The following is a 10491-nucleotide window of genomic DNA, read 5'->3' as shown; positions in this document are numbered from 1 at the left end:
GGCAAGCCAACAAGGACGTTCAGGTGCCGGGTCCTGCATCGGACACCGCCAGCGCAGGAGCACGACCGGACCGGCTCCGGGCTGAGTCCCACGAGCTGAGCCGCTTCATGGTCCGCTGAACAGACCCGCCCCGGTCAGCGAGCCATTAGAAACCGCGTCTTAGCCCGGCGAGTATGCGGGACAACAGGCGGGAGACGTGCATCTGGGAGCAACCGATCCGCTCCCCGATCTGAGCCTGGGTCAGGTCGTCGACGAAGCGCAGCTTGAGCAGACGGCGTTCCGCCTCGGACAGCTCCGGCAGGATCTGACGCAGTGCCGTCAGGTCAACCACGTTCTCCAGGTCCGTGTCGATGACGCCGAGTCGGCGCTGCAGAGGGCCACCGTCCTCGTCCTCGTCGCCAACGGGGGCAGCCAGGGTTCCGGCGGTGTAGGCGTCGGCAGCGATCCGCCCCTCCCTCACTTCTTCCTCGGTGACGTCCAGTCGGGCGGCGAGTTCCGCGGTGGTTGGTTCACGGCCGAGCTCCTGCTCCAGCGCCTCGCTGCTCTTGGCGAGGTGGAGACGCAGTTCCTGCAGGCGGCGCGGTACGTGGACGGACCAGCTGGTGTCGCGGAAGAACCGCTTGATCTCGCCCGTGACGGTGGGCATGGCGTAGGTCACGAACTCCACTCCGCGCCCGGGGTCGAACCCGTTGATGGCCTTGATCAGGCCCACCACGCCGACCTGCAGCATGTCCTCCAGCGGTTCGGGGCGGTGCGTGAACCGCTGCGCTGCAGTGCGGACCAGGCTCATGTTGAGCTCGACCAGGGTGTTGCGCACATAGGAGTAGGCGGCGGTGCCCTCCTCCAGCTCCTGCAACCGGAGGAACAGCACGTCCGTCAGAGCGCGCAGCTCGAGAACATCCAAGGTGACCGGGTCGCACGAGATCGGGGGCAGGTCGGTGTCGAGGGCGCATGTGCCTGATGAGTCGTGGTTCAGCGTTCGGCGCTGCTCGTTTGACTCAGGGGCTCCCGGTGTCACGGTCTCTTCTCCCTCCTCGAAACGGACGGCCAGGCGAGGCGCTCCAGCGCCGCGGCCTGGCCCGGCTTCACACGGCGCTGTACGCGATGCCGCTGGACGCTTCCTCGCCGGCCGCCGGTGCGTCGCTGCCGGCTTGGTGAGCGGCGAGCAGGTTGAGCAGATCGGCGACGGTGGGACCGGCGTCGGCCGGGTGCCGAAGCGGACTGGTGGCGGTGACCTGGTAGCGATTGGCTCGACCGACCCGTGTGTGGGTGAGGTATCCGCCCTGCTCCAGGTCGCTGATGATGCGCTGCACGGCGCGTTCGGTCAGCAGGCAGTTCGCGGCGATGTCGCGCACCCGCACACCGGGGTCCCGGGCGACCTGCACCAAGACCCGGGCGTGATTGGTCAAGAACGTCCAGCCCATGCGGGGACCCGGCATCTGCTCCATGGAGTCATCATAGGACATCTATTTCACGTCTTGTAAAGACGGATATGGATTTCACGCAAAGGTTGACCGGATCCCGTCGCGGCCCGAGACTTGGCCCCAGCCGGACCGGGACCCGGTCTCGCGCGCCATCGCGCGACAGCTATTTCGTGCTTTGTGAAGAGCGACAATTCTTTCGTGTAAATCTTGACAGCTTGCCTGGCCTGGGCGGAGCCTGGTGCTCGGCAGCCGACTGCGCGCCGTCGCCGGCTCCCGCGCGCCGGCCTGTCCGCACCAAACGGAGGAGGCGAACCCGATGAACAGGAGCGAACTCACCCAGCTCGCCACATTCCTGCGTGCCCGTCTCGGTACCCCTCCTCTCCCCGGGCCGGGGGAGAGTGACAGCCTTGTCCAGGCGAGCAACAACGGTCACGCCGCGGCGTCCGGGCGTGTGAATCCGCGGTTGGGCACTGTGGAGCGGGCCGTTCTCGGCCTGGACGCCTATCTGCAGCTCGCCGAGGAACACCGCGAGCTGCCCAACGGCCTGCGTATGGAGGAGCAGCGTGTCCTGGCCCTGTGGCAGGAGCTGCAGGACATCGCGTCGCAGTGGGCAGACCACCCCGACCACCCGTTCCCGCCCGAGCATCACCCGGACGCTGGCGGGCCCGCGCTTCCGCTCGCCGAGATCCGCCAAGTTTCGGCGCTCACGCCCAAGACCCCGGCGTCCGACGACGAAGCGGCTCCCCCGGCGACGACACGGGGGGCGGACGCTCTGGCCGGTCAGCGCGGCCCTGCCGACGCACCCAACTGTGCGGCCACGTGTCACCACGAGCTGCACGCCGACGGCGTCCTGGTCTACACCTTGGCCGGCGACCTTGACTTGAGTGCCGCGGCTGCCGTCACCCTAGACTCCCCTCTGGGCGCCATCCGCGCCGTGGTGGTCGATCTGGCCGCCGTCACCTTCTTCGACTCCACCGGACTGAACGCGCTCCTGCGCCTGCACGCGGCAGCCCAAGAGCGCGCGGTCACCGTCCACCTCGCAGCCGTCCCCGCGCAGACCGCACGGGTCCTCGACATCACCGGTGCCGGCCCGCTGTTCCCCACCCATCCCAGCCGCGAGGCCGCCCTGGCGACGGTCAGCAGGCCACACCTGCCCCCAGTTACGGCGCGCTCGGCGTCTACCCCGGCCCGCGAGGAGTAACGGCCAACCGCTCGGTGCGCCAGCTACTCGGCGCCCGGCACTGGTTCGCACCGGCGCTGAGCTCCAGCAGCTCTGACCGGGTTCAGGCCTCGCCGCGGGCGGCGGTGGGCGCGCCGTCCACATGGCCGGCGGTGGCCGGCTCATGGGAGGTCAGCAGTGCGAGCAGCTCAGCGACGGTGGGTCCGGCGTCGGCGGGGTGCCTCAGGGGACGGGCGGCTGTGACCTGGTAACGATTGGTGCGTCCGACACGGGTGTGGGTCAGGTAGCCGCCGTCTTCCAGGTCCGTGATGATGCGCTGAACCGCGCGCTCGGTCAGCAGACAACGGGCCGCGATGTCGCGGACCCGTACCCCTGGGTCGCGCCAGATCTGCACCAGAACCCGGGCATGGTTGGTCAGGAATGTCCACGTCGCGCGCGCGTCTGGTACGTGTTCCATACTCACCATCGTACGATTCCCGTTTCACGCTTCAGGAGGTCTGACACTGTTTTCGTGCAATGCTCAGGCTCGCGAACCCGGGCGGTGTGCGAGATGCGTACTGCGACCGCGATCCGTCCCCATCGCGCGAGGTATGTGTCCTCTCCCGTGAAAAGGCGGACGGACGGCCAGGGACGAGCTCGACCGCCTCGCCTCGTTCCTGCGCGCTCGCCTCGGCGCCGCCCTTCCCGCCCCCGACGAACCGTCAACCCGTCTGGCAGACTGGGGCGCACCGTCGAAGAGGCCATCTTCGGCGTCGAGGTGTAGCTCCAACTCTCCACGGGGGGCGCTTGGCCCCGCAGCGCGCACCTGCCCCAGGTGGGCCGTGTGACCCCGTCTCCCGCCACCGGCTGCTCCGATCGGCGGCGTGGGGCGTGGCACGAGCGGGAGTCGACGGAGATGGGGGCATCCAGGGCCTGTACCCCCAGCGCCTTCCTGGCCTGCTCGCGTGGAAGCGCGGGCGCTGCATGGGTTGCGCCGCGCATGTGGCCGGTGGTCGCGGTGAGCGTGCTGGACGTCGCCGCGCCCACCAACCGGACCGGTGGGGCGAGCAGCACCTCAGCTCCCCCGCCGCGGGGATTCTCACCGCGACGGACTGAGGTCCTCCGGCTCGGAGCCGGCCTTGTTCACCATCGATACCAGCGGCTTCGTCCGCCGCCGACCCTTTCCCCGGCCCGGAAGAGGAAGCCGAGGAGCCACAAGACGAGCACCGCCAGCGCGACCCACCACAGGATGTGCACGGCGAAGCCGACGCCGCCCAGGAGCAGGGCGAGCAGCAGCACGAGAATCAAGACGATCATGAGATACCAACCTCCTTGCGGCGCATCTGCCCGTCCCGCCGATGTCCATGCACGGGCCCTGCCGGCCCTGTGCCGTGTCGACGTCCACGGTCCGCGTCCAACGTGCCTCCGATCAGGGAGGAGTGACCGACGCGAACGCGGGCAGGCGCTCGTTCCAGACACGGCGCCATCGGCGAAGGAGTTCGGTGATGAGCAATTCGGCGGCAGCGCTCTTCGACGTGGACGGCACCCTCGTCGACAGTTCCTACCTGCACACCGTGACCTGGTGGCAGGCCCTGCGCCAGGGCGGGCACCACCTGCCCATGGCACGGATACACCGGGCGATCGGCCTCGGCGCCGGCGAACTCCTGGACCATCTGCTCGGTGCAGAGCGCGACTGCGACGGCGACACCGAACTCGATGCGGCGCACCAGGCTCTGTACGCCGCGCAGTGGCCGTCACTCGAACCGCTCCCCGGGGCGGGCCGGGTGCTGCGGGCCTGCGCCGAGCGCGGCTGGACCGTCGTTCTTGCCACCTCCGCGAGCGCTCAGGAGGTCGAGGTACTGCGCAAAGTGCTGGACGCGGACGACGCGATCGCCGACCAGGTGCACGCCGACGATGTGGCGGCTGCCAAGCCGGCACCGGATCTGGTCGAGCAAGCACTGGCGCAGGCGGGCGCCAACGCCGGGCGCGCCGTTTTCGTGGGCGACACCGCCTGGGACGTCCACGCGGCCCACAGGGCGGGGGTACCGTGCCTGGGCGTACTCAGCGGCGGCTGGTCCCGGACCGAGCTCGCAGACGCCGGAGCGGCCCAGATCTATCGCGACGTCGGCGAGTTGGCCGACTACCTGGACGCCAGCCTGCTCGCCGATCCGGCCGCATTGCACCCCGCCCACGCACTGTAAGCCGCGCGCCTCGATCACTTTCCAGTGATCGCACCGCCGTCCGCACCGACCGTTGCTCAACGACAGAAGCGGATGCAACCGCTCCAACTCCACGTCACCTGATCGGCCGGTCAGTCCTCGTCATCGGCTGATGACGGCTCACTCTCGTCCTGGTCATCGTCATCGCCCTTGGCCCGGACATCCTTTGGATTCGGCACAGGGATGTTCCGCTGCTCTGCGGACCGCTCCCGCGTCTGGTCGTCAACCTGAGCCTCGTCGTGCTCATCGGGGGTGCGCATGGGCCCCAACTTCGCCCCCGGGACACCGAAATCAGCGCAGACACGTGGGCAGCCCACCGGCGAACCGGTCAGCCGCCGGGCGGGGTCTGTACGCATGGGAGGTTCGCGACGGGGCAGGCGCGCGACACCGCCGCCCCAGACCCGGGCGCTGTGCATCGCCTTCTTCTATGCGGTCGGCATGGCACTGGGCGGAATCACCGGCCCGCTGCTCTTCAATGGGCTCGTCAGCAGCGGGAAGACCACCGACACGACGCTCGCTTTCTGCATCGGCGCGGCCCTCATGGTCGCGGCCGGTCTGGTGGAGGCAGCCATCGGGGTGCGGGCCGAACGCCGAAGCCTGGAGTCGATCGCCAAGCCCCTGACCGCGGTAACCGCCCGGAGCGGAAACCCATGAGCAGTGGCAGGTCGCCGCTCGCACCTCACCGACTTCTACGAGCACGCGCCACCACTCAGGATTGGACCGCCGCCGGCGGGGCAGCCGCCTTGCCCGGAGATCACTTCGGCATCATGCGAACATCCGGGGCCATGTGAAGGAGAACGCCATGGTCACCACGGGGACAATGTCACCGACCTGCCTCGCGTCCACTGCGCAGCGCTGAACCTTTTCGGCCTACTGGTTCGGGAAGTCGAGCCAGATCAATGGGGGCTGCCGACGCCCTGTCGGCTCTGGAACGTGGGGGATCTGGTCAACCACGTCGCAGTGCAGGAGCAGTGGCTCGCCCTGCTGCTGTCGGGCGCCCCGGCCGCGGCCGTCGGCGACCGCTTGGACGGGGACCAGCTCGGGGACGACCCGGTCCTGTCGTTCAAGCGGGCCGCCACGGAGGCGAAGGAGGCCATCCAAGCCACCGAAACGCTCGACAGCACGGTGACTCTGTGGTCCGGCCCCGCCCCGGCTCGTGACTTGGTCAGCCAGCTGACGATGGACCTGGTCGTGCACAGTTGGGATCTGGCGCGCGCCATCGGCACCGACGAAGGCCTGCCCGCCCTCCTCGTCGCGTTCGCGCTGTGGGAGGTGTCCGACTATGCCGACCGCCTGACCGGCTCAGGCCTGTTCGACCCGCCGCTGCCCGTGCCGGAGGGACCCGGCTGGCAGACGCGGCTGCTGGCCCTGACCGGCCGACAGGCCGGCACACCTTTCACGGGGACGCGGACGGAGCCGGTCCGGTGATCGCCCCCTCACTGGTACCCCGTGTAGGGCTGAGCGAGCGGGGCAAACGCCGCGCATGATCACGGATGCACACACTGAACGCGAGATCACCTTCGACGGGGCTCTGAGCCAGGAGCTGACCGCCGTCCGACCCCCGGGTGTGGCACGGACGGAGACATGCGAGACGGAGATCCTGGACGCGCTGTACTTCGACACGGCCGACCACGGCCTGCTTCGTCGTGGTGCGACGTTGCGACGTCGGACCGGCGGCCATGATCCGGGGTGGCATCTCAAGCTCCCGGACGGGCACGGGGGTCGCCGTGAGTTCAGGCGCCCGCTCGACGAAAGCGGTCCAGAGGACGAGGTACCACCGGCCCTGCAGCAGCTCGCCTGTGCTTGTGCGCGGGGGCAGCGGCTCCGACCGACGGCCCACCTGCTGACCCACCGGCGGCGTGCGGTCTGGACGGACGGTGAGGAACGAGAGCTCGCCGAGCTGGCCGCCGACCACGTCGCGGCCCACGTGTTCGCCGCCACAGGCCCACCCGGCTCGGATGCCGGCAAGCCGGGGCCAGCCGTCGAGCTGAGCACGTGGGACGAGCTCGAGGTCGAACTGACGGGCGGTACTGAAGACCTCCTAGCCCTGGCCGCCCAGGAGCTGAACGCCCAGGGGCTACAGCGCGCCGAAGAGGGCATCAAGCTGGCCCGCGCCCTGCGCGCGGCCGGTGTCGAGGTCGAGCCTCGGCAACGGGCCGACATCGACGGCGCGGGAAGCACGGCCGCGGCAGTCGTCTCGGCCCTGCGGCAGCACGCCGACCACCTGGCCAGCCTCGAACCGAGCGTCCGTCTGGACGAGCCGGACGCCGTGCACCAGATGCGTGTCACGACCCGCCGACTGCGCAGCGTGCTGCGGGGCTGCGAGGGCCTCTTCGACAGCGGCCGGGTGGCCGCTCTCGCAACGGACCTGCGCTGGCTCGGGCACCGGCTCGGCGAGTACCGCGAGCCCGAGGCACTGCGCGAACGCCTCACCTCGCAGGCCCGGAGCCTACCGGCCGACTGCGCGCCGCAGCAGGCAGAACGGAAGCTGCGCAGAACTCTCGACCGGCGCTGCCGCCTCGCGCACCGCTCGCTTCTGGACGCCCTGTCCTCGCCCCGGTACTTCACCCTCCTGGACCGGCTGGAGGACCTCGTGGCCGACCCCCCGCTGCGCGACGGCAAGCATCCAGGCGCTCGGCGCGCCGAGCGGATCCTTCGCCACGAGACTCGACGGACGCGCCGCCGTATGCGCAAGGCGATCCTGCTGCCGGCCGGCGATCAGCAGGACGAGGCGCTGCACCGCGCCCGCAAGGCAGCAAAACGGACACGCTACATGGCCGGCGCCCTGCGCCCCGTGCTCGGCTCCGACGCGAAGCGGCAGGAACGCCGTCACAAAGAGATCCACAAGCGACTGGGCCGGCACCAGGACGCCCGCACCGCCGAACAGGCCCTGGCCGAGCTGGCCCAACGGGAGGGCACCCACCCGGCGCAGGCCTTCGCCTTCGGCTTCCTTCGCTCCCATCAGCGCGACGACTCCCCCGCGGACATCGCCGCTGCACGGGACGCGGCGGGGCTGTGAAGCAGGGGTTGCGGCGGACGGCCCGGGCGGAGAAACCGTTCGAGACCATGCGCCCCTCGGCGAGCTGCCCGCGCCCCAGAGCCGTCCAGGTGAGGCCGAGCCAAGGACCACGTGCGTTGCCCCGAAGACGGGGTAGACGCCCCACATGGCCGCCCACCGGGCGGCGGCAACAACAGGAGCGCCGATCATGGACAGTGCCGACATCCGGGAGTGGCGTGAGCACAACGTCGTCGACGAGAAGGGCAAGAAGATCGGCACGTTGGAGTCGGTATACGTCGACACCGCCACCGACGAGCCATCCTTCGGCACCCTCAACGTCGGCCTGCCCACCAGACGCCGCCTGGTGTTCGTGCCGCTGACCGGCGCGGTCCTCGGCCCGGGCTACGTCAAAGTCGCCTTCCCCAAAGCTCTGGTGAAGAACGCGCCAGCCATCGACACCGACGGCGTGCTCGCCGCCGAACAGGAACAGGCCGTCTTCGCCCACTATCAACTCGCCTACGTCCCCGGCGCGGGCGGCGAACGCCGCCTGGCCCGACGCTGACCCCGGGAGGGGCGTCCCCATGGTCTGGGTACTGCTGCTAGTCATCGTCGCGATCGCGCTCGGCATCGTCGGCACCGTCGCCAAGGGACTGTTCTACCTGCTCATCGTCGGCATCGCGCTCTTCGCCATCGCCCTCCTCCTGAGCGTCCTACGGCTGCGCCGCGGCGGCCGGCGCCCCGCCCGCTGACCCAAAGTCTGTCGGTGGCGTCCGACGAACTGTCGCGCGCGTCCTGCTGCGGGCGCTATGCCGAAGGTCCGATGGTCACCACGCCGACCTGGCTGAGCAGGTCGAGCCAGTCCCAGATCCCCCACACGTCCACGATGCGGCCGTCGGCGATGCGGTAGGTCACCGCGCACGCCGAGCGCCACCGCCTTCCGGTCGGCGCCAGGGCTTGACCGGCGAACCCGCCCACGGACGGGGGCAGCACCCAGGTTGCGCTGTGGGTTCCAGAGCCGTAGCACCACGCGGAGACTCGGTCGCCGTGGGCGGCGATCCATTCCACGTCCATGTGCAGGTCGGGGTTGGCCCGCCAGAGGCCGTCGCGCACCGCCGTGCGGAGCGGCTCGACGGTGAGGGGGCGACCGCGTCCCAGTCATGGGCGTTGATGCGGTCGGTGCAGCGGCGGACGACATCGACGGAGGCGTCGGCGTCGGCGTCGGCGTCGGCGTCGGTCACCGGGTACCCCACGGGTTTGTCGATTGCCAGCAGCCAGGTCCCATCCCGCTGACGCCGGGCGACCTCCGTGCCGTGACCGGCCATGGCAAACGTGGCACCCTGCGGGTCCATGGCGGTGGCTGACCAGTCGGAGCAGGTCATGTCGCCGGTCTCGAACACCATGGTCGTGGTGACCTTGTCAAAGTGCGGTCGGGCCGCCAACAGCCCGGTCAGGTGCGCTCGCAGCGCGGCGCCGCCGACGGCCGGGTCGCCGTTCCTGGTTGCGAAGGCGGGTTCGGGTTCGTACAGGGCGACGAGCGCATCAACGGCGCCGTCGTTGACCGCCTGCTGGAAGAACGCCTGCAGCTCGGCGGGAGTCTGAGCGGGCATGGCGACCCGCGCGTCTTCCCCCAGCAGCCGGGTGAAGGCCAGCGTTCCGGCGGGGGCCAGCACTGCCAGCACCAGCGCGACGTCGACATACGAGGAGCGGCCGAAGCCCTGCGCCAGCAGGAGCAGCACCCTCACCAACACCGCGCTCGCCAGGCTCGCGCCCACCAGTCGCTGCAACGGGTCGCCACGCCCGGCCACGGCGATGCAGGGACCGATCCCCAGCACGATGAGCAGGGCGGCGGCCAGGGTCCAGGCGTTCACCGCTGCTCCTGCGGCAACCGTTCCGTCAGCGCCCGATCGAGGGGCGGGGGCTCAGGGAAGACCTGGTGCACCGTCAGCACCGTCGCCGTCGCTGCGCCCTCGGCCCAGTCCTCGGTCCGCGCACCCACGACACAGCCGCCCGGCGTGGCGGAGATCAGCGCGGACGCCCACGCCACACCGGCCCCGGGCAGCAGTCGCACCTCCGGAGGGAACCGCGCGACCGGCGGCCGCTCACCAGGCTCACCGCCACCAACCGGACCAGAAGCACCGTGTCGGCCAGGAGCGTGCCCGGCCACACGGCCAGAGCAGCGGCGAGCCTGGCGACCGGCCCGGCATGCACCCGCTCCAGGCGAGACAGGGCCGCCGCCCCGGCCGCGCCCACAGCGGCAGCGCTGGCGCCCGGCGCGAGCTCAGCCGGTTCGAGCGTGCTCACAAAGACGCATTCGAGGGCGAACAGCAGCACCGCCCATGCAGTGAGGGCCGCCCAGGTCCGGCCCATCACACCTCCCCGTTCGGGACTGGGGCCCGCAGGCTCACAGACCGCGGTGACCGTAGAGCGAGCCATAGTAGCCCCCGAGCTGATCCAGGTAGTCGGTCTCGGGAGGCTGGATCAGGGTCGTGAACTCGGGTGCGTCCTTGATCTCCTGACGGGTGCGGTCGACGAAGACCACCTGCCGGGGCAGGTCGATCAGCGAGACGGCGCCCGCCGGTAGCACGACTTGGCGCCCAGGCGCCCACAACGCCCCGCATTGGCAGGAGGCTTCGATGGCCGTGACTTCAGCTCCCGTCCCACCCGACCGCGATGCTCCCCGCCACCGCCGCC

General features: G+C 70.3%; 14 protein-coding genes and 2 pseudogenes. 7 read left to right on the top strand and 9 right to left on the bottom strand.

Annotation, left to right across the window (positions count from 1 at the left end):
• Positions 1–145 precede the first annotated feature (145 nt).
• Both DN069_RS37475 and DN069_RS37470 read right to left on the bottom strand, forming a co-directional pair.
• Positions 146–1051 carry a SigB/SigF/SigG family RNA polymerase sigma factor gene (locus DN069_RS37475; RefSeq protein WP_424556363.1) on the bottom strand — a complete coding sequence of 302 codons (906 nt, stop codon included), beginning with the start codon at positions 1049–1051 and terminating at the stop codon, positions 146–148.
• A gap of 34 nt (positions 1052–1085) precedes the next feature.
• Positions 1086–1448, bottom strand: coding sequence for a helix-turn-helix transcriptional regulator (locus DN069_RS37470; protein WP_111507721.1), 363 nt, complete (start codon positions 1446–1448; stop codon positions 1086–1088).
• A 448-nt stretch (positions 1449–1896) separates the two neighbouring features.
• On the opposite strand from DN069_RS37470, the gene DN069_RS37465 reads away from it, so the two are divergent.
• Positions 1897–2625: an STAS domain-containing protein gene (locus DN069_RS37465; protein WP_243640313.1), complete on the top strand. Its 729-nt coding sequence runs from the start codon at positions 1897–1899 to the stop codon at positions 2623–2625.
• An 82-nt stretch (positions 2626–2707) separates the two neighbouring features.
• On the opposite strand, the gene DN069_RS37460 is transcribed toward DN069_RS37465, so the two are convergent.
• Together DN069_RS37460 and DN069_RS37455 are read right to left on the bottom strand one after the other, a co-directional pair.
• Entirely contained in the window at positions 2708–3061 is a 354-nt protein-coding gene (locus DN069_RS37460; RefSeq protein WP_111507719.1) for a helix-turn-helix transcriptional regulator, read from the bottom strand.
• Between the two features lie 665 nt (positions 3062–3726).
• Positions 3727–3900, bottom strand: a complete 174-nt coding sequence (locus tag DN069_RS37455; protein ID WP_111507718.1) for a hydrophobic protein — start codon at positions 3898–3900, stop codon at positions 3727–3729.
• A 188-nt stretch (positions 3901–4088) separates the two neighbouring features.
• Here DN069_RS37455 and DN069_RS37450 point away from each other — a divergent pair, with 188 nt between their 5' ends.
• On the top strand, positions 4089–4784 hold the full coding sequence (locus tag DN069_RS37450; protein ID WP_111507717.1) for an HAD family hydrolase: 696 nt from the start codon (positions 4089–4091) through the stop codon (positions 4782–4784).
• Between the two features lie 110 nt (positions 4785–4894).
• On the opposite strand, the gene DN069_RS40715 is transcribed toward DN069_RS37450, so the two are convergent.
• Positions 4895–5062 (bottom strand): hypothetical protein, encoded by a 168-nt coding sequence (locus DN069_RS40715; protein ID WP_165845814.1) that lies wholly within the window; start codon positions 5060–5062, stop codon positions 4895–4897.
• Between the two features lie 130 nt (positions 5063–5192).
• On the opposite strand from DN069_RS40715, the pseudogene DN069_RS37445 reads away from it, so the two are divergent.
• The 5 genes and pseudogenes from DN069_RS37445 to DN069_RS40710 form a co-directional block, all read left to right on the top strand.
• Positions 5193–5456, top strand: a pseudogene (locus tag DN069_RS37445) (MFS transporter); the annotation flags it as partial.
• A 177-nt stretch (positions 5457–5633) separates the two neighbouring features.
• Positions 5634–6230 (top strand): TIGR03086 family metal-binding protein, encoded by a 597-nt coding sequence (locus DN069_RS37440; protein ID WP_243640312.1) that lies wholly within the window; start codon positions 5634–5636, stop codon positions 6228–6230.
• A gap of 55 nt (positions 6231–6285) precedes the next feature.
• Positions 6286–7821: a CYTH and CHAD domain-containing protein gene (locus DN069_RS37435; protein WP_111507716.1), complete on the top strand. Its 1536-nt coding sequence runs from the start codon at positions 6286–6288 to the stop codon at positions 7819–7821.
• A gap of 187 nt (positions 7822–8008) precedes the next feature.
• Positions 8009–8362, top strand: a complete 354-nt coding sequence (locus DN069_RS37430; protein WP_424556362.1) for a PRC-barrel domain-containing protein — start codon at positions 8009–8011, stop codon at positions 8360–8362.
• A gap of 19 nt (positions 8363–8381) precedes the next feature.
• Positions 8382–8549: a hypothetical protein gene (locus DN069_RS40710; protein ID WP_165845813.1), complete on the top strand. Its 168-nt coding sequence runs from the start codon at positions 8382–8384 to the stop codon at positions 8547–8549.
• A gap of 55 nt (positions 8550–8604) precedes the next feature.
• Here DN069_RS40710 and DN069_RS42170 read toward each other — a convergent pair whose 3' ends face one another.
• From DN069_RS42170 to DN069_RS37405, 4 genes and pseudogenes are all read right to left on the bottom strand, one after another.
• Positions 8605–8871, bottom strand: a complete 267-nt coding sequence (locus tag DN069_RS42170) for an ester cyclase (protein ID WP_243640311.1) — start codon at positions 8869–8871, stop codon at positions 8605–8607.
• A gap of 398 nt (positions 8872–9269) precedes the next feature.
• A pseudogene (locus DN069_RS42165) lies at positions 9270–9572 on the bottom strand (MrpF/PhaF family protein); the annotation flags it as partial.
• 92 nt (positions 9573–9664) lie between these two features.
• Positions 9665–9868 (bottom strand): hypothetical protein, encoded by a 204-nt coding sequence (locus DN069_RS37415; RefSeq protein ID WP_133260175.1) that lies wholly within the window; start codon positions 9866–9868, stop codon positions 9665–9667.
• Between the two features lie 333 nt (positions 9869–10201).
• Complete coding sequence (locus tag DN069_RS37405; protein ID WP_111507711.1) at positions 10202–10384, bottom strand: hypothetical protein; 183 nt, start codon at positions 10382–10384, stop codon at positions 10202–10204.
• Positions 10385–10491: the final 107 nt, after the last annotated feature.

The sequence above is a fragment of the Streptacidiphilus pinicola genome, assembly GCF_003258295.1.
GTDB classification, from domain to species: domain Bacteria; phylum Actinomycetota; class Actinomycetes; order Streptomycetales; family Streptomycetaceae; genus Streptacidiphilus; species Streptacidiphilus pinicola.
This window is presented reverse-complemented; position numbering and strand designations above follow the sequence as displayed.